This is a genomic window from Gordonia zhaorongruii, from assembly GCF_007559005.1.
GTDB lineage: Bacteria > Actinomycetota > Actinomycetes > Mycobacteriales > Mycobacteriaceae > Gordonia > Gordonia zhaorongruii.
The window spans coordinates 1,819,695-1,842,951 of the sequence record NZ_CP041763.1; the positions used below are offsets into that span (position 1 = coordinate 1,819,695).

General features: G+C 67.7%; 22 protein-coding genes. 4 read left to right on the top strand and 18 right to left on the bottom strand.

From position 1 onward, the window contains the following. Positions 1-47: 47 nt before the first annotated feature. The 14 genes from argH to infC form a co-directional block, all read right to left on the bottom strand. Positions 48-1,505, bottom strand: coding sequence for an argininosuccinate lyase (argH, locus tag FO044_RS08405; RefSeq protein ID WP_132991454.1), 1,458 nt, complete (start codon positions 1,503-1,505; stop codon positions 48-50). A gap of 112 nt (positions 1,506-1,617) precedes the next feature. Next, the gene (locus FO044_RS08410) at positions 1,618-2,136 is read right to left on the bottom strand and encodes an arginine repressor (RefSeq protein ID WP_132991455.1); all 519 of its coding nucleotides are present in this window, start codon (positions 2,134-2,136) and stop codon (positions 1,618-1,620) included. Further along, positions 2,133-3,083, bottom strand: a complete 951-nt coding sequence (argF, locus tag FO044_RS08415) for an ornithine carbamoyltransferase (RefSeq protein ID WP_132991456.1) — start codon at positions 3,081-3,083, stop codon at positions 2,133-2,135. Before argF ends, FO044_RS08410 begins: the two co-directional genes overlap by 4 nt. A 1-nt stretch (position 3,084) precedes the next feature. Then, the gene (locus FO044_RS08420; protein WP_132991457.1) at positions 3,085-4,272 is read right to left on the bottom strand and encodes an acetylornithine transaminase; all 1,188 of its coding nucleotides are present in this window, start codon (positions 4,270-4,272) and stop codon (positions 3,085-3,087) included. Continuing rightward, the gene (gene argB, locus FO044_RS08425; protein ID WP_132991458.1) at positions 4,269-5,171 is read right to left on the bottom strand and encodes an acetylglutamate kinase; all 903 of its coding nucleotides are present in this window, start codon (positions 5,169-5,171) and stop codon (positions 4,269-4,271) included. The genes FO044_RS08420 and argB overlap by 4 nt, the downstream gene beginning before the upstream one ends. Continuing rightward, a complete protein-coding gene (argJ, locus tag FO044_RS08430; RefSeq protein WP_132991459.1) occupies positions 5,168-6,424 on the bottom strand; it encodes a bifunctional glutamate N-acetyltransferase/amino-acid acetyltransferase ArgJ in 1,257 nt (418 codons plus the stop codon). The genes argB and argJ overlap by 4 nt, the downstream gene beginning before the upstream one ends. Continuing rightward, positions 6,421-7,458, bottom strand: coding sequence for an N-acetyl-gamma-glutamyl-phosphate reductase (argC, locus tag FO044_RS08435; protein WP_186290516.1), 1,038 nt, complete (start codon positions 7,456-7,458; stop codon positions 6,421-6,423). Before argC ends, argJ begins: the two co-directional genes overlap by 4 nt. A gap of 42 nt (positions 7,459-7,500) precedes the next feature. Beyond that, positions 7,501-8,643, bottom strand: a complete 1,143-nt coding sequence (locus tag FO044_RS08440) for a metallophosphoesterase (RefSeq protein ID WP_132991461.1) — start codon at positions 8,641-8,643, stop codon at positions 7,501-7,503. Next, positions 8,640-11,120, bottom strand: a complete 2,481-nt coding sequence (gene pheT / locus FO044_RS08445; RefSeq protein ID WP_143965471.1) for a phenylalanine--tRNA ligase subunit beta — start codon at positions 11,118-11,120, stop codon at positions 8,640-8,642. The genes FO044_RS08440 and pheT overlap by 4 nt, the downstream gene beginning before the upstream one ends. 54 nt (positions 11,121-11,174) lie before the next feature. Next, positions 11,175-12,248 carry a phenylalanine--tRNA ligase subunit alpha gene (gene pheS / locus FO044_RS08450; protein WP_143965472.1) on the bottom strand — a complete coding sequence of 358 codons (1,074 nt, stop codon included), beginning with the start codon at positions 12,246-12,248 and terminating at the stop codon, positions 11,175-11,177. 102 nt (positions 12,249-12,350) lie between these two features. Then, entirely contained in the window at positions 12,351-13,166 is an 816-nt protein-coding gene (locus FO044_RS08455) for a TrmH family RNA methyltransferase (RefSeq protein ID WP_186290517.1), read from the bottom strand. A gap of 66 nt (positions 13,167-13,232) precedes the next feature. After that, positions 13,233-13,613, bottom strand: coding sequence for a 50S ribosomal protein L20 (gene rplT / locus FO044_RS08460; protein WP_132991464.1), 381 nt, complete (start codon positions 13,611-13,613; stop codon positions 13,233-13,235). A 35-nt stretch (positions 13,614-13,648) separates the two neighbouring features. Continuing rightward, positions 13,649-13,843, bottom strand: a complete 195-nt coding sequence (gene rpmI / locus FO044_RS08465) for a 50S ribosomal protein L35 (protein WP_132991465.1) — start codon at positions 13,841-13,843, stop codon at positions 13,649-13,651. 88 nt (positions 13,844-13,931) lie between these two features. Then, on the bottom strand, positions 13,932-14,498 hold the full coding sequence (infC, locus tag FO044_RS08470) for a translation initiation factor IF-3 (RefSeq protein WP_132991466.1): 567 nt from the start codon (positions 14,496-14,498) through the stop codon (positions 13,932-13,934). Between the two features lie 247 nt (positions 14,499-14,745). On the opposite strand from infC, the gene FO044_RS08475 reads away from it, so the two are divergent. Both FO044_RS08475 and FO044_RS08480 read left to right on the top strand, forming a co-directional pair. Beyond that, positions 14,746-15,147, top strand: a complete 402-nt coding sequence (locus FO044_RS08475; protein WP_132991467.1) for a DUF1844 domain-containing protein — start codon at positions 14,746-14,748, stop codon at positions 15,145-15,147. Between the two features lie 33 nt (positions 15,148-15,180). Then, positions 15,181-15,483, top strand: coding sequence for a hypothetical protein (locus tag FO044_RS08480; RefSeq protein ID WP_132991468.1), 303 nt, complete (start codon positions 15,181-15,183; stop codon positions 15,481-15,483). Between the two features lie 4 nt (positions 15,484-15,487). On the opposite strand, the gene erm is transcribed toward FO044_RS08480, so the two are convergent. The 4 genes from erm to uvrA form a co-directional block, all read right to left on the bottom strand. Beyond that, a complete protein-coding gene (gene erm / locus FO044_RS08485; RefSeq protein ID WP_143965473.1) occupies positions 15,488-16,252 on the bottom strand; it encodes a 23S ribosomal RNA methyltransferase Erm in 765 nt (254 codons plus the stop codon). A gap of 188 nt (positions 16,253-16,440) precedes the next feature. Further along, positions 16,441-17,211 carry an esterase/lipase family protein gene (locus FO044_RS08490; protein WP_425323579.1) on the bottom strand — a complete coding sequence of 257 codons (771 nt, stop codon included), beginning with the start codon at positions 17,209-17,211 and terminating at the stop codon, positions 16,441-16,443. A 244-nt stretch (positions 17,212-17,455) separates the two neighbouring features. Then, positions 17,456-18,211 (bottom strand): N5-glutamine methyltransferase family protein, encoded by a 756-nt coding sequence (locus FO044_RS08495; protein ID WP_244945730.1) that lies wholly within the window; start codon positions 18,209-18,211, stop codon positions 17,456-17,458. A 38-nt stretch (positions 18,212-18,249) separates the two neighbouring features. Beyond that, positions 18,250-21,132, bottom strand: coding sequence for an excinuclease ABC subunit UvrA (gene uvrA, locus FO044_RS08500; RefSeq protein ID WP_143965475.1), 2,883 nt, complete (start codon positions 21,130-21,132; stop codon positions 18,250-18,252). A 105-nt stretch (positions 21,133-21,237) separates the two neighbouring features. Between uvrA and FO044_RS08505 the strand changes: the two genes are divergently transcribed. Further along, positions 21,238-21,936 carry an MBL fold metallo-hydrolase gene (locus FO044_RS08505; protein ID WP_143965476.1) on the top strand — a complete coding sequence of 233 codons (699 nt, stop codon included), beginning with the start codon at positions 21,238-21,240 and terminating at the stop codon, positions 21,934-21,936. 178 nt (positions 21,937-22,114) lie between these two features. Beyond that, positions 22,115-23,119, top strand: a complete 1,005-nt coding sequence (locus FO044_RS08510) for a DoxX family membrane protein (RefSeq protein WP_132991474.1) — start codon at positions 22,115-22,117, stop codon at positions 23,117-23,119. The last annotated feature ends 138 nt before the right edge of the window (positions 23,120-23,257 follow it).

Genomic DNA, 23,257 nt, shown 5'->3' on the forward strand with positions numbered 1-23,257 from the left:
ATCGGACCGGCCGCTTCGCCGAATCCGTGAACTGACCGGTGGCTCGGTCAGGCAAGCTGGGATCGTAGATCGGAGATGGTCTGTCCCGCCACCTCGATCTGCCTTTCGACCTGCGTCGATGCGGTTCCACCCAGCGCGTTTCGTGATTCGATCGACCCCGTGACGGTGAGCACCTCCGCCACGTCGGGTGTGAGTGACGGATGAATCCCCGCCAGAACGTCGTCATCGAGATCGATAAGGCCCACCCCGCGGGATTCTGCTTCTCGGACGCACTCACCGGCCACCTCGTGCGCGACACGGAATGGAACCCCTTGTCGCACGAGCCATTCGGCGATATCCGTGGCGAGCGTGAATCCCGCCGGAGCAAGTTCTGCCATCCGCTCGGGATGGAAAGTCAGCGTGCCCACCAGCCCGGTCATCGCCGGAAGCAGCAGTTCGAGCTGGGCCACCGAATCGAAGACCGGTTCCTTGTCCTCCTGCAGGTCGCGGTTGTACGCGAGTGGCTGCGCCTTGAGAGTGGCCATCAACCCCGTGAGATTGCCGATCAGACGGCCGGACTTCCCGCGGGCGAGTTCGGCGACGTCGGGATTCTTCTTCTGCGGCATGATCGAGCTGCCGGTGGACCAGGCATCCGCCAGCGTCACATATCCGAATTCCGGAGTGCTCCACAGGATCACGTCTTCGCCGAGGCGAGACAGATCGACACCGATCATCGCGAACACGAATGCCGCCTCGGCGGCGAAGTCACGCGATGCGGTCGCGTCGATCGAGTTGTCTGCCGCGCCGTCGAATCCTAGATCCGCGGCGATGGCAGCCGGATCGAGCCCGAGTGACGAGCCGGCGAGCGCTCCGGATCCGTACGGCGAGATCGCGACGCGCCGGTCGGCGTCCACCAGCCGAGCCACATCGCGCAGCAGCGGCTGCGCGTGGGCGAGCAGGGTGTGCCCGAGAAGGACCGGCTGCGCAGCCTGCAGATGAGTCTTTCCGGGCATCACGACGCCCGGGTTGGCCGCAGCCTGCGCAACCAGCGCCTCGGCGAGGTCGAGCAGGCCCTCGCCGACGCGCCGCATGCCGTCGCGCAACCACATCCGGAACAGGGTGGCGACCTGATCATTACGCGAGCGGCCCGCGCGCAGACGGCCGCCGAGTTCGGCACCGACCCGTTCGATGAGGCCCCGTTCGAGTGCACCGTGGACGTCCTCGTCCGACTCCGCGGCGACGAACGTGCCGTCGGCGAGGTCGGCGGCCAACCGGTCGAGCCCGGCGTGCATAGCGGTGAGATCGGTGTCGGTCAGCAGACCGGCACGGTTCAGGATGCGCGCGTGCGCCTTCGACGCGGCGACGTCGTACGGCGCGAGCGCCCAGTCGAAGTGCGTCGACTTGCTGAGCGCTGCCATCGCCGCGGCCGGACCGTCCGCGAATCGGCCGCCCCACAGCGAGCCTTCGTTGGTGCCCTCCTTGCGGGCGGCCTCGTTGGCAGGTTCGTCGGCTACGGGGTCGGCCATCGGTGTTCGCTCTCCTTGACGGAAGTGGTTCTGGATTCGAGTGGTGCGGGAATCATAGTGCGCTGTAACCGGCCCCCGCGCTCACCGGTACTCGGACGCCGTCACGCGGTGGTCAGACCAGGTCCTCGATCTGCTGCGCGAGGTCGGAACCGGTGAGCGGACGCCGCGCCAGGACGAAGACCGTGTCGTCGCCCGCGATGGTCCCCACCATGCCGGGCAGCCGTGCCCGATCGAGCGCACTGGCCAGGTACTGCGCGGCGCCGGGCGGAGTGCGCAGCACTGCCATGTCACCGGACGCGTCGGTCGATACGAGCAGTTCCGCGAGCATCCGCGACACCCGGTCGGTGCCGCCGGACACGCCCCGCACGGGGCTGCCGTCCTCGGGCACCACGTAGACCCCCGCTCCCCCGTCGGCAGCCCGGAGCTTAACCGCCCCGAGCTCGTCGAGGTCGCGTGACAGCGTGGCCTGGGTGGCCTCGACTCCCGTATCGGCGAGGCGCTGCTGCAGATCTGCCTGGCTGTGCACGGGTTCGGCAGCCAGGAGTTCCACGATGCGCGCGTGGCGGCCCGCTCGGGTCGCCGCGAGTCGTGACGACTCGGCACCGTGCTGCGGCGAGGACATCGCCGTCATCGGTGCCCCAGCAACCACGCGAGCAGTGCCTTCTGCGCATGCAGCCTGTTCTCCGCCTCATCGAACACCACGCTCGCAGGTCCGTCGATCACCTCATCGGTGATCTCCTCTCCTCGATGCGCCGGCAGGCAGTGCATGACGATCGCGTCGTCGGCTGCACGCGCCAGCAGCTCGGCGTTGATCTGATACGGACGGAAGGGGCCGACCCGATCGAGGCCGTCGCTCTCCTGCCCCATGGATACCCAGGTGTCGGTGACCAGGACGTCGGCACCGGCAGCAGCCGCCTGCGGGTCGCCGATCACCTGGACGCTGCCGCCGGTCTGCGCAGCGTGAATCTGTGCGGCGTCCACCATCGTCTGATCGGGTGCGAAGCCGGCCGGACCGCTGACCCGCACGTGCATCCCCGCGATCGCGCAGCCGATCATCAAGGAGTTCGCCATGTTGTTCGCCGCGTCGCCCAGGTACGTGAGCGTCAGCCCCGACGTCCGACCCTTGTGCTCGACGATCGTCTGCAGATCGGCGAGGATCTGGCACGGATGGAAGGTGTCGCTGAGGGCGTTGACCACCGGGACCGTGGCGAACTCAGCGAGGTCGGTCAAGCGATCCTGACCGAAGGTGCGCCACACGATCGCGTCGACGAACCGGGAGAGGACGCGCCCGGTGTCCGCGAGTGACTCATCGCGACCCATCTGGGTGGTCGAACCGTCGACGACCACCGCGTGACCGCCGAGCTGGGAGATGCCGACCTCGAACGAGAAGCGCGTGCGTGTCGAGTTCTTGTCGAAGATCACCCCGACGGTCTTGGGGCCCTCGAGTGGGCGCAGCGCGTACGGGTCGGCCTTCATACGGGCGGCCAGCGCCAGGATCTCGGCTTGCTCGGCAGGCGAGATGTCGTCATCGCGCAGGAAGTGCCGGATCGTGGCCGCTGTATCGGTCGTGTCGGTCATATCAGCCTTTCGCGCTCGCATCGGATGCGGCATCGAGAATCGCCGGCAGGTCGGCGATGAACGCCGCCGCCTGGTCGTCGGTGAGGATGAGCGGCGGGGCGAGGCGGAGGACGTCCGGCGCCGGGGCGTTGACGAGGTAACCCGCCGACCTGGCGGCGAGGTCGACGGACTTCGAGATCGGCTGTGTCAGAACGACGCCGAGTAGCAGCCCGGTTCCCCGAACACCTTTGACGAGCGGATGCCCGAGCGCCTCGATGTCGGCCGCGATGGATTTGCCGAGCCGCTCCACGTGATCGATCAGCACGTGCTCGTCGATGTAGCGCAGGACCGCGAGCGCGGCGGCCGCGCAGACCGGATTCCCACCGAAAGTGGTGCCGTGCTGACCCGGTTCGAAGAGATCGGCTGCCCGGCCGGTGGCGATGCAGGCCCCAATCGGCAGTCCACCGCCGAGTCCCTTGGCCAGGGTCATGACATCCGGAACGACGCCGGCTCGCTGATGCGCGAAGAACGTGCCGGTTCGGGCGACACCGGTCTGCACCTCGTCGAGCATCAGTAATGCGCCGTGTTCTGCGGTGATCGAACGCGCCGCGGCGAGATAGTCCGCCGGGGGAACCACGACGCCGTTCTCCCCCTGAACGGGCTCCAGGATGACCGCAGCCGTCTGCTCGGACACCGCGGCGGCGAGCGCCTCGACATCGCCGTACGGGACGAAGTCGACTCCCGCGGGCATCGGCTCGAACGGTGCGCGCTTCCCGGTCTGCCCGGTCATCGCCAGCGCCCCCATCGTCCGTCCGTGGAAGCCTCCATCGGCCGCGATGATCTGCGGACGGCCGGTCCGCCGCGCGATCTTGAACGCCGCCTCGTTGGCCTCGGCCCCTGAGTTCGCGAACAGCACCCGGCCGTCGTGACCGAACGCCGCGAGAAGCCGTTCCGCGAGTTCGACGACGGTCGGCGAGATGTAGAGATTCGACACGTGTCCGAGGGTCGACAGCTGGCGGCTGACCGCTTCGACGATCTCGGGGTTCGCGTGGCCGAGTGCGTTCACCGCGATCCCGCCGAGAAGGTCGAGGTACTCCTTGCCGTCCGCGTCGTGAACAACGGCTCCCTCGCCGCGGACCAGCGCGATCGGCGGGGTGCCGTAGTTGTTCATCAGGGACGCGGACCAGCGGTCCTGCAGTGGTGCGGTCATGCTCGTCCGCCCTTCCGGTCGTCGTGGATCACGGTCGTGCCCGCCGTCGACCTGGTCAGCAGTGCTGCGATCACGGTGTGCGGCTGCCGTCCGTCGATGACATGGGCCTCGCGCGTTCCCGCCTCCACCGCGTGCAGACAAGCCTCCATCTTGGGAACCATGCCCGAGTCGAGACTCGGAAGCAGTTCCGCGACCTCGCTGTGCGTGATCGTCGACACCAGCGACGAACGGTCGGGCCAGTCGGTGTACAGGCCCTCCACATCGGTCAGCATCACCAGGTGCTCAGCGGCCAGCGCGCCGGCGATCGCGCCCGCCGCGGTGTCGGCGTTCACGTTGTGGACGACGCCGGCGGTATCGGGCGCGATCGTCGAGATCACCGGAATCCGGCCTGCGCCGATCAGGTCGTCGACAGCCGAGGTGTTGACCGCTGCGATATCGCCGACGAGTCCGATGTCGGTGGGAGCACCGTCGACGAGGACCTGCCGCCGCGCCGCGGTGAACAGGTGCGCGTCCTCGCCGGTGATGCCCACCGCGTACGGGCCGTGACGGTTGATCAGCCCGACGAGCTCTCGGCCCACCTGGCCGAACAGCACCATCCGGGCCACGTCCATCACTTCCGGCGTGGTGACCCGGAAGCCGCCGCGGAACTCGCCTTCCAGTCCGAGCCGTTTCAGCATCGCGGAGATCTGCGGGCCGCCGCCGTGCACGACGATCGGGTGGATGCCGCAGGCGCGAAGGAGCACCATGTCGGCGGCGAACGCTCGTTTGAGATCGTCGTCGATCATCGCGTTTCCGCCGTACTTCACGACGACCCGCTTGCCGTGCAACGCCTGGAGAGCGGGCAACGACTCGGCGAGCACCGCGGCCTTCGCCAACGCCGCTTCCTGTTGATCGGTCATGACGAGTAGGCCGAGTTCTCTTCGACGTAGGCGTGCGACAGATCGGTCGTTCGGACCGTCGCCTGCGCATCGCCCAGGTTCAGGTCGGCGACCACCTCGATCCGGTCACCGCTCAAGTCCACGTCCCGGGCTCCCGGCGCACCGGTGCCGTTCTCACAGACGGTGGAACCGTTGAACGAGACGGCGATGAGGTCGGGATCGATCCGCACCGGGGTGACGCCGATCGCGGCCAGTACCCGGCCCCAGTTCGGATCGGAGCCGAACAGCGCCGTCTTCACCAGCGAATCACGTGCTACCGACCGTGCGACGACCAGTGCATCGTCCTCGGTGCGCGCGCCGGCGACGGTGATCGACACCCGTTTGGTGACGCCTTCCGCATCGTTCTGCAACTGTGCTGCGAGATCGTCGCACACGGCGAAGACCGCGTCGTCGAGCGACTCCTGGGCCACATCGAGGGCACTCGCCCCCGAGGACAGCAGAAGGACCGTGTCATTGGTCGACATCGCGCCGTCGATGTCCAGCCGGTCGAACGTCCGCGCGGTGGCGCGACGCAGTGCGATGTCGAGTTGGTCGGCGGTCGCCTTGGCATCGGTGGTCACCACGATGAGCATGGTGGCGAGCGACGGTGCGAGCATCCCCGCTCCCTTGGCCATCCCGCCGACGTTCCAGCCGTCCGGATGATGCAGGGCGACCTGTTTGGGGATGGTGTCGGTCGTCATGATCGCGTACGCGGCGTCGGTGCCGCCTTCGATGCCGCCGCCCATGTCGTGCACGATCTCGGTGACTCCGGGCAGCAACCGGTCCATCGGAAGCCGGTCTCCGATCAGTCCGGTGGAGCAGACCGCCACTTGTGCGGCGCCGGTCTCGGTTCCCCAGTTCGACAGCGATTCGGCGACCGCCTCCGCGGTGGCGTGCGCGTCCTGGAACCCGGCCGGGCCGGTGCACGCGTTGGCCCCGCCCGAGTTGAGAATGACCGCGCGCAGTCGCCGGTCGGCGAGGACCTGCTGTGACCAGAGGACGGGCGCGGCCTTCACCTGATTGGTGGTGAAGACTCCCGCAGCGTCGTACTCGGGCCCCTCGTTGAAGACCAGTGCCAGATCCGGCTTGCCGCTCGCTTTGATCCCCGCGGCGATCCCGGCTGCCCGGAAGCCGAGCGGCGCGGTGATCCCCTGTCGGCGAACCATTTTCCCGCCGGTCGTCGGCTCGTCGTACTCGACGGGTTCCAGCGGCGGATTGGAGTGCGTCTCGGTCATGGCGCGACTCCCACCACGCTGAGACCGTCGGTCTCGTCGAAGCCGACCGCCAGGTTCATGGATTGAACGGCCGCACCGCCGGTCCCCTTCGTCAGGTTGTCGACGGCGCCGACCGCCGTGAAGGTGCCGCTCCGCTCGTCGACGGCGATGCCGACGGTGATCGCATTGGACCCGACGACGGCCCCGGTCTCCGGGAACTCTCCCTCGGGCAGCAGGAACAGGAACGGTTCATCGGCGAGCGCTTCCTCGTACACCGCTCGCATCTCAGCGAGTGAGGCATCGGTCCGCGCTGTGCAGGTGGCGAGGATCCCGCGGGACATCGGCACGAGGATCGGCTGAAAAGTGACATCGACCGGCATGTTCGCGGCAGCCGAGTACGCCTGAGATATCTCCGGAGTGTGCCGATGAACCCCGCCGACCCCGTATGCACGCGCGGAGCCCATGACCTCGGCGGCCAGCAGGTTGACCTTCGGCGACCGGCCTGCGCCCGATGCGCCGGTGACGGCCACCACGTTGACCCGCGTGTCGACCAGACCCGAAGCCACCGCGGGCAACATGGAGAGGATGGACACCGTCGGGTAGCAACCCGGCACCGCGATCCGCGTCGCGTCCGCGAGGACCTCCCGGTTACCTGGCAGTTCGGGCATCCCGTACGGCCAGGTGCCGGCATGTTCGCCACCGTAGTAATGCGTCCAAGCGTCGGCGTCCTGCAAACGGAAGTCGGCGCCGCAGTCGATGATCAACGTGGTGGGCGGCAAGGCGTTGGCGATGACCGCGGACTGTCCGTGCGGAAGTCCGAGGAACACGACGTCGTGGCCTGCGAGAGTCTCCGGCGTCGTCTCCTGCAGGATCCGGTCGGCCAGCGGCAGCAGGTGCTTGTGATGCGCTCCGAGGCGTGAACCCGCGTTACCGCCCGCCGTCAGCGCGCCGATCTCCAATTCTCCGGAGGCCAGGCGGGGGTGACCGCACAGCAGGCGGAGAATCTCTCCGCCTGCGTATCCGCTCGCACCCGCGACCGCTACCTTGATCGTCATGTCATCATTATGCACTAGAGCGCAAATCCATGCATGCGGGCCTCAGTGCCGGAGTGTCAGGATCGTGATCTCGGGCGGCGCGAGTACCCGGACGGGTGGCCCCCAGGCACCGGTCCCTCGCGTGACGTAGACAGGTACGTCGTCGACCTCGCCCCAACCGGCCGTCACCGGATTGCGCATCCGCGCCAGGTACGTGTTCGGCCACATCTGCCCGTCGTGCGTGTGCCCGGACAGCTGAAGGTCGGCCCCGAACTCCGCGGCACCCTCCGCCTGCGCCGGCTGATGGGCCAGCAGGATCACCGGACGCGAGCGGTCGCGGCCCCCCAGAGCCGCACGGTAGTCCGGCTCGTACGGTTCGGGGGCCGTGAGGTCGGAGACGCCGGCGAGGTCGATGACTCCCCCGTCTCGCCGAATCTCCACGCGCTCGTTCCGTAGGACCCGGATGCCCAGAGTCGACCAGTGATCGGCCCACGCCCCGCCGTCTCTGTCTACGTAGTACTCGTGGTTTCCCGTCACCGCGAACACGCCGAGCGGGGCGCGCAGGTCGCGGAGCGGTTCCAGATCGGGGCCGACCTCGGCAACCGTCCCGTCCGTGAGGTCACCGCCGAGGAGGACCAGATCCGGGCTCTGCCCGTTGACTCGGTCGACGACTTTCCGTGTGAAGTCCGCGCCACGGGCCGGACCCACGTGAACGTCGGTCACCAGAGCGACGCGCACGCCGTCGAACGACTCGGGCAGGTTCCGCATCTGCGCATCGCGCTCTACGATTCGCGGCGTCGCCGCCTCGAACAGTCCATATCCGGTGACACCGAGCGACGCGACCACCACGATCGCCGTCGCACTCGCCATCACGGGCCGACTCAGGCCACCCGACCCCGATCCGGAGCGGGCCCGCCGGACGAACCGGACGACCAGGTTCAGCAGACCGATCGCCCCCGTCCCGATGACGAGGTAGAAGACCACCCCGGCCCATGTGTAGCCGATGAAGCCGATCGGCCGCGCCCATGCCGGGTCCAGCAGTCCACCCACCTGGAACGCGACTGCCGTGCACGCCGCCAGCACCACCAGAACTGCATCTGCCGCCATCGCCACGCGAGAGCCCAGACCGGTGGCGCGCACGAGCCTGCGATGCAACCAGAGGGTGACGAGTGCCGCGATGACGATCGCGACGAGGATGCGGATCACCGGAGGCGGGCCCCGACCTCTTCCGCCGCCCGGTCGACGGCCGCCATCTTGGCGGCCGACGCCTCATCCTCGGTGAGTGTCCGGTCAGCCGCCCGGAACGTCAGCGCGAATGTCAGCGACTTGTTGCCCTCGCCGACCTGTTCTCCGGTGAAGACGTCGAACAGTGTGAGCGCCTCGAGCAGCTCGCCCGCACCCGCGGCGAGCGCGTCATGCACCTGCTTGGCCGGAACCTCGCGCGCCACCACCACATTCACGTCCTGCAGGACGGCCGGGAACGGCGACACCTGGGGCGACGGCAGCGTCTGGGTCAGCGGCAGCGCCGTCACATCGATCTCGAATGCGCACAGGCGCTTCGGCAGGCCTGCACGTTCCAGAACCGCCGGATGCAGTTCGCCTGCGTGTCCGACGACGACTCCGTCGACCTCGATGCGTGCGCATCGACCGGGATGCCACGGCAGCAGGTCGTCGGCGACGAGATCGAGATCGACACCGGCCGCGGATCCGACCTCACGAGCGGCCTCGAACGCATCGTGTGCATCGGCCGCCCGCCCCGGGCCCCACGGTCCCGCCGGGTCACGCAGACCGGTCAGAACCGCGGCAACGTACAGAGGCTGGTCCGGCAACGACGCGTCCAGCGCCTCGAGATCGGTATCACTCGGGCGCCGCTCCACGTCGAGCGCCGGGACCACCGGGCCCGGCTCCCCACCGAGGACCACCTGACCGACGGTGTACAGCGCGAGGTCGCGCCGTCCGCGCGCGATGTTGCGCGCGGTCATCTCCAGGAGCCCGGGAAGCAGTGTGGTGTTGAGCTGTGGCCGGTCCGACTCCAGCGGGTTGAGCACCGACACCGTCCTGCGCCGCACGTCGTCGTCGGGCAGCCCCCACGCGTCGAACACGCCTGCGGGCATGAACGGGTACGGAAGCACCTCCACGAATCCGTCGGCGGCCAGAGTCACACCGATGGCGCGCCGACGACGCTGAACCGGCGTGAGTCCGGTTCCTCCGATGGCCCGCGGAATCACGGCGGGGATGTCTTCGAGTCCCTCCAGACGCAGCACTTCCTCGACGAGGTCGGCACGCTGCCGGAGATCGGGACGCCACGACGGCGGCGTGACGCGCAGCTGTCCGTTCGACTCCTCGACGTCGCATCCCACCTCCCGCAACCGTGCAGCGGTGGTGCCTGCCGGATACTCGACGCCGGCGGTCACATCCGGTTGCTCGGGTGCGATGTCGATGACCAGTACCGGTGCGGTCTCGGCGCGCTCGTCGGTGAGAGCCCCCGCGACGCGGCCGCCCGCCAGCTCCACGATCAGTGCCGCGGCCCGGTCCGAGGCGACTGCGGTCAGTTCCGGATCGACGAGGCGCTCGAAGCGCTTCTGCGCCTCCGAACTCAGCTTGTGTCGCTTACCCGTGCGGAAGACCCGCACCTGGTCGAAGTTGGCGGACTCCAGCAGAATCTCAGTGGTGTCGTCGCCGACCTCGGTCGCCGCACCGCCCATCACACCCGCGAGGGCGATCGGCCCGGAGTCGTCGGCGATGACCACGTCCTCGGGATCGAGAGTCCGGACGACACCATCGAGAGTCTCCAGCGTCTCTCCGGCACGAGCCGACCGGACGGTGACGGTTCCCCGCACCTTGTCGGCATCGAAGGCGTGCAACGGCTGACCGAGTTCGATCATCACGTAGTTCGTCGCGTCGACGATCGCCGAGATCGGCCGGATACCGGCGACCAGCAGCCGCTTGGCGATCCACCACGGAGACCCGGCTGTCGCGTCGACGCCGGTGATGACGCGCGCTGTGTAACGGACCGCCGAGCTGTCGGCGTCGATGGACACCGGCCACGGATCGCCGTCGACGGACGCCTCGAGCGCGTCGGCAGGCAGACCCGCATCGACGTACGGAACCTCGAACGCGCTCGCCAGCTCGCGGCCCAGACCGCGCATCGAGAAGGCGTACCCGCGGTCCGGCGTCACGTTGACGTCGATCGCGGTGTCGTCCAGTCCGAGCACCTCGCGTGCGTCGGCACCCGGCTCGGCCGTCCCCGGAGCGAGGACCAGAATGCCCGAATGGTCGTCGCCGACACCGAGTTCGGTAACCGAGCAGATCATGCCGTCCGAGGTCTTCCCGTACGTCTTACGCGTCGCGATCTCGAAGGGTCCAGGAAGGACGGTGCCCGGCAACGCGACCACCACCAGATCGCCGACCCCGAAATTGCGTGCGCCGCAGACGATATCGCGCGGGGCGTCTTCCCCGACCTCGACCTGGCAGAAGCGGATCGGCTTCTTGAACTCCGTGAGCTCTTCGATCGCGGCGACCCGCCCCACCACGAGCGGACCCGTGATCTCCGGGAACGGCTCGACATCCTCGATCTCGAAGCCGACCCGGACGAAGCCCGCATCGATGTCTTCGGTCGTCGCCGTCCAGCCGGGAGCACCGGATCGGAGGACTTCGGTCAGCCAGGACTGTGGGAGTCGCACGGGGTAACCAACTTCTTTCGTGTCGAACTGGTTCGAGGAGCTAGTGGCGGCGTGTCAGAACGCCGGGCCGAACGGGACGGTGAATCGGACGTCGCCCTCCACCATGTCGCGCATGTCGGGAAGGTCGTTGCGGAACTGCAGGGTGCGTTCGAGTCCCATGCCGAAGGCGAAGCCGGAGTACTCGTCGGGATCGATTCCACTGGCACGCAGGACATTCGGATTGACCATGCCGCAGCCACCCCACTCGACCCAGCCGGCCCCGCCCTTCTTTGCCGGGAACCAGACGTCGACCTCCGCCGACGGCTCCGTGAACGGGAAGTAGCTCGCCCGCATGCGGGTCGTGGTCTCCGGCCCGAACAGCGCTTTCGCGAACACTTCGAGGGTCCCGCGCAGATTGGCCAGTGTCAGCCCCTTGTCGACCGCCAGTCCCTCGATCTGGTGGAACACCGGGGTGTGAGTGGCATCGAGTTCGTCGGTCCGGAACGTGCGTCCCGGGCATGCGACGTAGATGGGCACGTCGCGATCGAGCATCGTCCGCACCTGCACCGGCGACGTGTGGGTGCGCAGGACCTGTCGGGAACCCTCCGGCGCGATGTAGAAGGTGTCCTGCATCGAGCGGGCCGGATGGTCGGGAAGGAAGTTGAGAGCATCGAAGTTGTGGTGCTCGGTCTCGACCTCGGGCCCCTCGGCGATCTCCCAGCCCATCCCGACGAATACGTCGGCGACCTGCTCGGAGATCACCGTGATCGGGTGGCGAGCCCCCTGCGGGCGACGGTTCGCCGGCACCGTGACGTCGATCGTCTCCGCGACCAGTACGGCAGCGTCCCGTTCGGCGGTGAGGACTGCGGTCCGGTCCTCGAGCGCGGCGCTGACGCGACCCCGCATGTCGTTCACCAGCTTGCCGGCACCCGACCGCTGTTCCTTCGGAAGCGATCCGAGGGCACGCCTGGCGAGCGCGATCGGTGACTTGTCACCCGCATGAGCGATCTTCGCCTGTGCGAGTTGGTCCAGATCGGCGGCTGCCGCGAATGCTGCGGTCGCATCGGCGACGACAGCCTCGAGTTGGGCCTCGGTCGGGAACTCGTTCCCGGATTCCGGGACTTCGTTGGGATTCTGCGCGTCGGCCACCTGGCTCGCATCTCCTACACCTGGGCGGAAAAGGACACTCCCAGGATAGTCGACCTGCAGTGGCCGACCGCGATCAGGCTGCGAGGGCCGCCGGGGAGACCGTCAGCGATTCTGCGCGCGCGAACTGGCGTACAGGCAGATCGCACTGGCCGCGGCGAGGTTCAGGCTCTCGGCGCGACCGCGAATCGGGATCGACACACGCTGGTGGGCGCCGGCCGCGATAACCTCCGGCAGTCCGTGGGCCTCGTTTCCGAACAGCCACGCGTGCGGCGACCCCAGGAGTTCATCGGCGTCGTCCACGGAGAGCTCTCCGTCGATCGTGGTGGCGATCGTGCGGACACCGGTCGCAGCGATCGCCCTCAGCGCGCCCGCCACATCCGGGTCGCGGGCCACCGGGATGTGGAAAACGCTCCCCGCGGATGCGCGGACGCACTTTCCGTTGTGCGGATCCACCGCGTCACCGAGGACCAGGACCGCATCTGCGCCCATGGCGTCCGCGCATCGCAGGAGAGTTCCGAGGTTGCCGGGCTCACGGGGCTCGACGGCCACCACGAGGAACTGTGGCGCCTCCCCGAGCACATCGACGAGGTGCGCGGTGAGGATGTCGCATTCCGCGAAGACACCCGGGGCGGTAGTCGTCTCCGAGAGTTTGTCGGCGGCACGGTCCGACAATCGACGAATCGGCAGACCAGCTGCCTGCGCACGTTCCACGAGAGCGGCATGGCGGTCCTCATCGCGCTCGCGCACGAGTACCGAGCGTGCACGGCCGGTGGCCAACGCAGCGTCGACCGAGTTGAATCCTTCGACGAGGAAACGCTTCTCGCTGCGCCGGACCGACGCGCGCTGAAGCTTCGCCAACGCGACGACCCGCGACGATCGTTCGGTGAGAACGTCTGTCGCGGGTCGTTGCGAGTTCACTTCATGCTCTTCTCGACGAGAGGCCGCTGCTCGCGTCTGCTCGACGAGCAGATCTCGGGGATGAGATCAGGAGACCGGCGCGTTCACGTCGGCCGGGAGAGCCTTGCGAGCCACCTCGACGAGGCCGGTGAAGGCTGCCGGATCGGTGACGGCGAGGTCGGCGAGAACCTTGCGGTCCACCTCGACCTCGGCCAGCTTGAGGCCCTGGATGAAGCGGTTGTACGTGATGTCGTTCGCGCGCGCCGCAGCGTTGATGCGGGTGATCCACAGCTTGCGGAAGTCGCCCTTGCGCTGGCGACGATCACGGTACTGGTAGGTCATCGAATGGAGCTGCTGCTCCTTCGCCTTGCGGTACAGGCGCGACCGCTGCCCGCGGTAGCCCTTCGATGCCTCCAGGATGGAGCGACGCTTCTTCTGGGCGTTGACGGCCCTTTTCACACGTGCCATTAGTCTTGAATCCTTCTACGTATCGTCAGTGAAGATCAGCGGTTGAGCAGTCGCTTGATGCGCGGGGCGTCCTTGTCGCTCACCACGGTGGTGCCTTCGAGGCGACGCGTGCGGTGCGACGACTTGTGCTCCATGAGGTGGCGACGGTTCGCCTTCTGGCGAACGATCTTGCCGCTGCCGGTCACCTTGAAACGCTTCGCGGTGCCTTTGTGGGTCTTGCTCTTCGGCATGGTTGTCCTTCATTCGGGCGAACTCGTACGGCACCGCGGTGCGGTGCAGTGCGAACCCGCTGGTGCGGAGTTGTTCTCTGCTCGTCGGCTATTTGACCGACTGCTGGGCCTTGGCCCGCGTCTTCGCGCCCTTGTGCGGCGCCAGAACCATCGTCATGTTGCGGCCGTCCTGCTTGGCCGAGGTCTCGACGAAGCCGTACTCGGCGACATCGTTACCCAAACGCTGGAGCAGCCGGAAGCCCAACTCGGGGCGGGACTGCTCACGTCCGCGGAACATGATGGTGACCTTCACCTTGGAACCCGCTTCGAGGAACCGGACGACGTGACCCTTCTTGGTCTCGTAATCGTGGTCGTCGATCTTCGGGCGGAGCTTCTGCTCCTTGACGACGGTCATCTGCTGATTACGGCGGGACTCGCGCTGCTTCTGCGCTGCCTCGTACTTGAACTTGCCGTAGTCCATGATCTTGCACACCGGCGGACGCGCGTCGGGCGCGACCTCTACCAGGTCCAAGTCGGCTTCGTAAGCCAGACGAAGCGCATCTTCAACACGCACGATGCCCACCTGCTCTCCCCCGGGACCGACAAGTCGGACCTCGGGAACGCGGATGCGCTCGTTGATGCGGGTTTCAGTGCTGATGTGGCCTCCTCGATAAATGTGTACTCACGTGGCCGGCCAGGAGAACTGGCAGCTCGAGGAGATCGAGACCGAACGAACACCATCACGCGCGAGGCTTCACCTTCTGCGATCGCTCGCTGGTGACGCTCCGTCGTCTCGCAACGGTGTGACCGGAACCGGACAACAACTCGGATCTTGCGACCCCGCGTCGTACGGTGGGACTCGAACGTTCCTCTTGCTACCCCGGCGTCAGCCGGAGCGGTCATGCTGTGAAAGTCTAACAGCCGTGAGCGCTAACTCCTATTCGACCGGCAGCCCCTCCTCAGACGACGCGCATACGCACGTAGCACCAGGTGGGTCCACAGACGAGAACGTCCGCGAACTCGCAACCATTCCCGCGGTCGAGGTCACCACCCGCGCGATCGTCATGCTGATGAGCGCCGCGGCCGAGAAGATCGGCCCCGAGGCAGGAGGCGAAGAGGAGCACAAGGACCTCCCCGAGGCGCGCACCCTGATCAACGCACTCGGCGGCCTGTTCAACGCGGCGTCCCCCGACCTCGGTCTGCACCGCAAGCCGATCCTCGACGGGGTCAAGGCCCTGCAGCTCGCCTTCCGTGAGGCGTCAGCCCATCCCGACGAGCCTGGCGAAGGGCCCGGCGAGAAGTACACGGGGCCGGTCAAGGGCTGACCCGGGCGCTCGGCTGCGACTAACCTCGCAGACATGACGAACCCATCCGATTCCGAACCCATCGACGCCGAGATCGTCGAGTCGGTGGGGTCGCCCGATCTCGCTCCGGACGTCGACGCCCCGACGGTCGAGGACGTGACCGGGTACACCGCGACCGGCGTCCCGACGTTCGACTTCGTCCGCGACAAGATCGAGCACCGGACGACCACCGCTATCGGCCGTCAGGAACTCGCCGAGATGGGCCGCGAGTCCGCGGCGCTGGACGACGCGATGGCCGAGCGCGATAAGGCAGCGCAGAACAAGCTCGACGAGATCCGCAAGTCGATGGGCCTCTGACCGGTCAGCTGATGATCCCGTGGAAGAGGTCCGCCCACTGCACCGGCGTCAGGTCCTTCGGCAGTGCACGCGCTCGGACACCCGCGTCGGTGACCACGTTCCGGGCACTCATCGCACTGTGACGTGAGCGCCTGGCGACGATGTCCGCCACGCCCCGTCCTCTCCCCGTGAAGACATCGTGAACGAACTGCCGGTACTCCTTCCGATAGGCCGGGTCGACGAGCGGCGCCGACCGCTTCTCCATGAGGAGCAGACCGCCGTCGACAGTCGGCGCGGGCCGGAACGCCGACTGCGGGACACGGGCGTCGACGTCGAAGCTCACCCACGGCCACCATTGGGCCGTCATCATGCTGGCCCCGCCGATTCCGGCACGTCGCCGTGCGACCTCCCATTGGACGAGCAGAACCGCGTGCGTCCACGAGTGCGTGTGAAGGATCTTCCGGAGGATCGCCGTCGTCAGATGGAACGGCAGATTTCCGGCGACCACATGGGGCCGCCGTGGCAGTTTCCAGGTCAGAAAGTCTGCATGCACCACCTCGACCTCCGCAGCCAGAACGGCGGTGAGGTGATCGACGAGACGGCCATCGATCTCAACGGCGGTCAGCGGCCGGTCGAGCTTCTGAAACTTCTTGGTCAGTGACCCGTATCCGGGACCGACCTCGACGATAGGTCCCTCCGTGTCCGCGACAAGGCGCGTGATCCGGGTGATCGTCGACTGGTGGGCGAGAAAGTTCTGGCCGTGCTCATGACGGCCTCCGTGATAAGTCATGGTGTGAGGACACTTCCGTGATTGCGCGTCCGGGCGTGCAGAGACGGCCGCCCGGCTGGACTCCGGTACGGCGGAAGTGACCTTCGGTGGAGATTCCGCCGCCTACAGGCGGCGGTTCCTGGTGACGGCGATTGCACACGATGACATGCCCACCACCCTAACTACGACGCCTGCGGCTCGCATCCCCATTACCGACCCGTGCTGCCGAGAGATCCAGCGCCCCGCACAGGTGTGACCGGCACCCACGGGACCTGCCTTCGGTGCGCGGGGTCGAGCGCGTTCAGCACCATCGCCGCGCTGCGTCGGTTCGACGTGATCGACATGTGGTCGGAGTGGTCGAGGCGGCAACCGTCCTGCACCACCACGTTCTCGACGTCGGTTCCGGCCGGTCCGCGCAGGATTCCCGCCGTGTAGGGCGTGACGATGCCGTCGTACCGAGTCACGATGTTCGTGTAATGCACTCCCGTCAGGTACGGCGTCGGCACTCGCACAGCGCGGTTGAAATCCAGGCCACGCGGCGGCGCTGTGCACTCCGGGCAGTCCGGCCGTCCCGGCGAGGCGACACCCAGCAGTCGGCGGTACCGCGCGATCTCCTCACCACGCACATCGTCGCCGTCCGGTCCCTGACGCCAGTAGGGCGCAAGGGACACGTAATGCGCGACGTCATGCCGCCCGCCGAGATACTTCATCCAGTACGTCGGTATCTCTGTTCCCAGCGAGTGCCCGACGATATCGAGGTCCCGCGACCCGGTTGCCGCGAGCACCCGCTGAGCGAACCGCTTCACCTGCCACGCGCTGTCGATCTTGGGCCCCATGCCGCCGATCGCCGAGACCGGCCAGACCGTCGAGAGGGCGCCGTACGTCGGCGCGAAGACGCAGTAGCCTTCCCGCACGAGGACTGCAGCGAGCGTCCCCCAGTTCGTCTGCCTGCCACCGCCGCTTCCGTGCAGCAGGAGCACGGGGCGCGGGTGAGCGTCGCTCGGCCTGCAGTGGAAGTCGTTGGTCCCGGGAAGGGAGCCGCCAGGGTTGGTCAGCTCCGCGCGGATACCGGTGAGAAAGTCGTACGTGACGGGGCCGCGCCGTCGCGGCCGGCGCAGGCAGTCCTACACCGATCGAAGCGGCGACGACCACCGCGATCGCCATCCGTAACGCCGACCTCCGGACCACCGCACCCACTGCCTCTCGCCTGCTACCCCGATCCGTTCACGGTATGCGCACCCACTCGTGCTGCGCACGGCCTTCGGCGACCGCCACGATCACCGCGGTCTGCCCGTCGTCACCGACCACCGAACTCGCTGCGTATCCGAGGTCGGACGCGACGCCGATCGCCGCGGGCGCCTGATCCCGGTGCAGTTCCAGCGCGACTGCACCGTTGTCGGCGAGCCAATCCACCGCATCCCGGACGAGAACAGTTGCGACCTCCAGCCCGTCGCCCCCACCGAACAGCGCGTCCCCCGGTTCGTGATCGATCGCCTCGCGCGGCAGCAGTCCGGCGGCACCCGTCGGCACGTACGGCGGCACGGCGGCCACCACATCCACGTGCCCGCGCAGTTCAGCGGGCAGACCCGACAGCGCCGTTCCCTCGAACACCTCGAGGTCGGGCACATTGCGGCGGGCCAGCTCCAGGATCGCCGCATCCGAATCGCACGCTACGAGGCGGGCCGACGGCACCCGCCGAGCCACGGCCGCCGCGATCGGGGCTACTCCGCAGCACGCTTCGACGACGGTGCCGCCACCGCGTTCCGCGGACAGTCCCGCAGCGACCCGTGCGAGCAGCACCGAGCGCTGCCGGGGAACGAATGCACCCGCACCCACCTCCAGGGTGAGACCGTCGAACTCGACGCGACCGACCACTTGCTCCAGTGGTTCACCGGCGACCCGCCGTGCCGTCCACGCCCGCAGTTCATCGTCGCCGGACGCCCACCGTCGCAGCACACGCGCCTCCGACTCCGCGAACACACAGCCCGCGGAACGCAGCGTTGCGACGAGTGGGTCGATCAGCCGACCTCCACCATCTGGTCCGCCCCGGACAGCAGATCCGCGATGAAGACACCGGTGTGCGACGCGTCGACCTCGGCAACGTCCTCGGGTGTCCCCTGTGCGACGACGGTGCCGCCGCCGTCACCGCCTTCGGGGCCCATGTCGATGATCCAGTCGGCGGTTTTGATGACGTCGAGGTTGTGCTCGATGACGATCACCGTGTTGCCCTTCTCGACCAGACCGTTGATCACCAGCAACAGCTTCCTGATGTCCTCGAAGTGCAGGCCGGTGGTCGGCTCGTCGAGGATGTAGACCGTACGGCCGGTGGAGCGTTTCTGCAGTTCGGCAGCCAGCTTCACGCGCTGCGCCTCGCCGCCTGACAGGGTCGGCGCCGGCTGCCCCAGGCGGACATAGCCCAGGCCGACCTCGACCAGGGTCTTGAGATAGCGGTGAATCGACGTGACCGGCTCGAAGAAGTCGGCGGCCTCGTCGATCGGCATGTCCAGAACCTCGGAGATCGTCTTGCCCTTGTAATGCACCTCGAGGGTCTCACGGTTGTAGCGCGCACCGTGGCACACCTCGCACGGCACGTAGACGTCGGGCAGGAAGTTCATCTCGATCTTGATCGTGCCCTCGCCCATGCACGCTTCGCAGCGGCCGCCCTTGACGTTGAACGAGAATCGACCCGGCTGGTAGCCGCGGACCTTCGCCTCGGTCGTCGCCGCGAACAGGGTGCGGATCTTGTCGAACACCCCCGTGTAGGTCGCCGGATTGGATCGCGGAGTGCGCCCGATGGGCGACTGGTCCACCTGCACGAGCTTGTCGAGGTGCTCGAGCCCCTTGATCCGGGTGTGGTGACCCGGCACCTGGCGTGCACCGTTCAGCTTGTTGGCGAGCACTCGCGCGAGGATGTCGTTGACCAGCGTCGACTTACCCGAACCGGACACGCCCGTGACGGTGGTGAGCACACCGAGCGGGAACGAGACGTCGATGCCGCGGAGGTTGTTCTCGGTTGCGCCGACGACCGTCACCTGACGCTTGCGGTCGACGGGACGGCGGATGGCGGGAACCTCCAGCTCTTCCCGACCCGACAGGTAGGCGCCGGTCAACGACTCCTGGTTCTTCAGCAGTCCCCCGTAATCGCCGCTGTGCACCACTCGGCCGCCGTGTTCACCGGCACGCGGGCCGATGTCGACGATCCAGTCGGCCGAGCGGATCGTGTCCTCGTCGTGCTCGACCACGATCAGCGTGTTGCCGAGGTCCCGCAGCCGCACGAGGGTGTCGATCAAACGGCGGTTGTCGCGCTGGTGAAGACCGATGGACGGCTCATCGAGCACGTACAGCACGCCCGCGAGCCCGGCACCGATCTGGGTCGCGAGGCGGATGCGCTGGGCTTCACCGCCCGACAGCGAACCCGCGGCCCGCGAGAGCGAGAGGTACTCGAGCCCGACGTCGAGGAGGAAGCGGATGCGCGCCTGCACCTCTTTGAGGACGCGGCCGGCGATCGCGGCCTCGCGCTCGCCCAGCTGGAGTCCGTCGAGATACTCGGCGCAGTCCGCCACCGAGAGCGCGGTGACGTCGGCTATCGACTTGGCGCCGTGCACCGGGTGGTCGAGCGTCACGGCGAGGATCTCCGGGCGCAGACGAGTGCCGCTGCACGTCGGGCAGGGGACGTCGCGCATGTACCCCTCGTAGCGCTCCTTCATCTGCTCCGAATCGGTGGTGTCCGCGCGCCTGGCCAGGAACGCCATCACCCCCTCGAACTCGGTGTAGTACGAGCGGGTCCGGCCGTAGCGGTTCCGGAACTTGACGTGCACCTGGTGATCCGAGCCGTTGAGCAGCGCCTTGCGCGCATTGCGCGGCAGCTTGCTCCACGGGGTGTCGACGTCGAAGCCCATCTGATCGCCCAGTCCCTCGACCAACCGCAGGAAGTATGCGGCGTTGTGCCCGTTTGACCAGGGCGCGATCGCCCCGTCGCGCAGGGTGGTCTCCGGATCGGGGACCACGAGTCCCTCATCGACCTCCTTCTGCACGCCGAGGCCGTCGCACACGGGACAAGCGCCGTACGGCGAGTTGAACGAGAAGGCACGCGGCTCCAGGTCGTCGATCGCGATCGGGTGCGCATTGGGGCACGCCATCTTCTCGGAGAAACGGCGCTCCCTGTCCGGAGCGTTCTCATCCACGTCCACGAAATCGAGGACGATGATGCCATCGGCCAGACGCAGGGCGGTCTCGATCGAGTCGGTCATCCGCTGCCGGGCCGACGGCTTCACGACCAGTCGGTCGACCACGACGTCGACGTCGTGCTTCTCCTGCTTCTTCAACTTCGGCGGATCGGCGAGCTGGTGCACCACACCGTCGATGCGGGCACGCGCGAACCCCTGGGTCTGCAGGTCGGAGAACAGGTCGACGAACTCACCCTTACGAGTCCGGACCACCGGCGCCAGCACCTGGAAACGGACGCCTTCGTCCATCTCGAGAACCTGGTCGACGATCTGCTGCGGCGTCTGCCGAGCGATCTTCTCACCGCACGTCGGGCAGTGCGCGCTGCCCGCACGTGCGTACAGGAGGCGCAGGTAGTCGTAGACCTCGGTGATGGTGCCCACCGTCGACCGCGGGTTCCGGTTGGTCGATTTCTGGTCGATCGAGACGGCGGGCGACAGACCTTCGATGAAGTCCACATCCGGTTTGTCCATCTGCCCCAGGAACTGGCGTGCGTACGCCGACAGCGACTCGACGTAACGGCGCTGCCCCTCGGCGAAGATCGTGTCGAACGCCAACGACGACTTCCCCGACCCGGACAGACCGGTGAAGACGATCAGCGAATCACGCGGCAGGTCGACGTCGACGCCACGCAGATTGTGCTCGCGTGCCCCACGAACGATCAGGCGATCAACCACTAGCTTTCCTCACTATCACGACAGATTCCCCCGGCAGCCAAGACTACGCGGGAGCTACGACAATTCCCGCCCAGTGGGGCCCCATCCGACAGCTAACGTGGGGGCATGACCCAGCAGATCCAGATTTCCGACGAGTACACCGGCGACGTCTCCCCCTCCGGCGACGACCAGCAGAACCGGGCCCAGCGACGAGTCCTCGACAACGCGACGGTCGTCAAGATCTCGGTAGGCCCCATGGACAACAACGCCTACGTGGTGATCGATTCCTCAACCGGCGACGCCCTCCTCATCGACGCAGCGAACGACGCATCGGTTCTCACGACCCTAGCGGCGCAGATTCCCGGCACCGTCCGCCAGATCGTCACCACGCACGGCCATCCGGACCACTGGCAGGCGCTCGAGGAGGTTCGAGCCGGCCTCGGCGTGCCGACCGCAGTCGGCACCGACGACGCGGAGGCACTCCCCGTCACCGCCGACACTCTGCTCACCGACGGCGACACCGTTCGGGTCGGCGACCTCGAACTCGCCGTGATCGGCCTGCGCGGCCACACCGCGGGGTCGGTGGCACTCGCGCTCACCGAGGGCTCCGGCCGCACCCACCTGTTCACGGGCGATTCGCTGTTCCCCGGCGGAATCGGGAAGACGTGGCAGCCGGACGACTTCGAGACCCTCATCGACGACGTGGAGGCCAAGCTCTTCGCGCGTCACGGCGACGACACCGTCGTCTACCCCGGTCACGGCAAGGACACCTCGCTGGGCGCAGAACGGGCCGATCTGCCGAAGTGGCGCGAACGCGGCTGGTGATCCGGCGGGCCGGGCCCCGCCGGGTCTGCTTCCTCGACGATCCGAAATCTGTAACGTGAGGTGCGGACGCTGCGTTCGTTCCTGACGGACTGCCAGGTTCGGCATCCTCGACGAGCAGAGGAACTGGACCGTCAGCAGCACGCACGTCATTATTTCCGCGACGAAAGGCCGAAGTTCAATGTTGCTCCGCAAGCTCGCCCGCCCGCTCCTCGGTTCGGCGTTCATCGCGTCGGGGGTCGACGCTCTCCGTTCGCCGACCGAATCCGCACATGCCGTGCAGCCGGTCCTCGACGCCGGGCGCGAGGCCGTCCCGAACGGCGTCCCCGCCGACGCCGAGACGATCATCAAGGTGACCGGCGCAGTACAGGTCGGTGCCGGTGCGGCACTCGCCCTCGGCAAGGCGCCGCGTATCGCGTCCACCATCCTCGCCGGGTCGCTGATCCCGTCGACCGTCTACGAGACGGATTTCTGGAACGAGACCGACCCCGCACTCCGCTCCGCCAAGCGCGCCGCTTTCACCAAGAACGTCGGCCTGCTGGGCGGCGTCCTGATCGCATCCGCCGACACGGAGGGCAAGCCCTCCCTGGCATGGCGGGGCCGCCGCAGGATCGGCGATGCACGCGAGAACGTCGCGGGCGCACTTCCGTTCGGCGCGTCGAACTCGAGCGGATCCGACTTCGCCGAGACGTCCGCGCAGCTCGCCGAAACGACTCGTCACCGTGCCGCCGAGCTCTCGACCACCGTGTCCGAGCGCGCGCCCGAGGTTCTCGACACTGTGCGCTCGCGTGCGAACAAGCTCGCAGGCGAGGTCGCCGACCGAGCACCCGAGGTCGCCGCAACCGCGCGTGACCGCGCGAACAAGCTCGCAGGCGAAGTGGCCGACCGGGCACCCGACGCCGCCGCACAGGCACGCGGCCGCGCCAACAAGCTCGCAGGCGAAGTGGCCGACCGGGCACCGGACGTGGCTGCCCAGGCACGCGGCCGCGCGAACAAGCTCGCAGGTGAGCTCGCCGACCGAGCACCCGACGCCGCCGCACAGGCACGCGGCCGCGCCAACAAGCTCGCCGATCAGCTTGCCGACCGAGCTCCGGATGCCGCTGCCAAGGCACGCGGGCGTGCGGTGCAGGCCGGCGATCAGGCAGCTCGACGCACCCGCAGGCTCCGTTCGCGCGCAGCGAACTGAGTCCGGACTCGCAGCGACAACGAGCCCCTCACCGTGACGGTGAGGGGCTCTTTGTCTCTGCGGCCGGGTCATCTGACGCGGTGAATATTCCGCACCCGTCTGTGGTTCTTCGCACAGGGTTTCATCCCGGTGACAGCC

Excerpts from the sequence above, each read along its gene's own strand:
- argH (WP_132991454.1), bottom strand. The coding sequence starts at position 1,505 with ATGGCCGACCCCGTAGCCGACGAACCTGCCAACGAGGCCGCCCGCAAG.
- FO044_RS08410 (WP_132991455.1), bottom strand. The coding sequence starts at position 2,136 with ATGACGGCGATGTCCTCGCCGCAGCACGGTGCCGAGTCGTCACGACTC.
- argF (WP_132991456.1), bottom strand. The coding sequence starts at position 3,083 with ATGACCGACACGACCGATACAGCGGCCACGATCCGGCACTTCCTGCGC.
- FO044_RS08420 (WP_132991457.1), bottom strand. The coding sequence starts at position 4,272 with ATGACCGCACCACTGCAGGACCGCTGGTCCGCGTCCCTGATGAACAAC.
- argB (WP_132991458.1), bottom strand. The coding sequence starts at position 5,171 with ATGACCGATCAACAGGAAGCGGCGTTGGCGAAGGCCGCGGTGCTCGCC.
- argJ (WP_132991459.1), bottom strand. The coding sequence starts at position 6,424 with ATGACCGAGACGCACTCCAATCCGCCGCTGGAACCCGTCGAGTACGAC.
- argC (WP_186290516.1), bottom strand. The coding sequence starts at position 7,458 with ATGACGATCAAGGTAGCGGTCGCGGGTGCGAGCGGATACGCAGGCGGA.
- rplT (WP_132991464.1), bottom strand. The coding sequence starts at position 13,613 with ATGGCACGTGTGAAAAGGGCCGTCAACGCCCAGAAGAAGCGTCGCTCC.
- rpmI (WP_132991465.1), bottom strand. The coding sequence starts at position 13,843 with ATGCCGAAGAGCAAGACCCACAAAGGCACCGCGAAGCGTTTCAAGGTG.
- FO044_RS08480 (WP_132991468.1), top strand. The coding sequence starts at position 15,181 with ATGACGAACCCATCCGATTCCGAACCCATCGACGCCGAGATCGTCGAG.
- erm (WP_143965473.1), bottom strand. The coding sequence starts at position 16,252 with ATGACTTATCACGGAGGCCGTCATGAGCACGGCCAGAACTTTCTCGCC.
- FO044_RS08505 (WP_143965476.1), top strand. The coding sequence starts at position 21,238 with ATGACCCAGCAGATCCAGATTTCCGACGAGTACACCGGCGACGTCTCC.
- FO044_RS08510 (WP_132991474.1), top strand. The coding sequence starts at position 22,115 with ATGTTGCTCCGCAAGCTCGCCCGCCCGCTCCTCGGTTCGGCGTTCATC.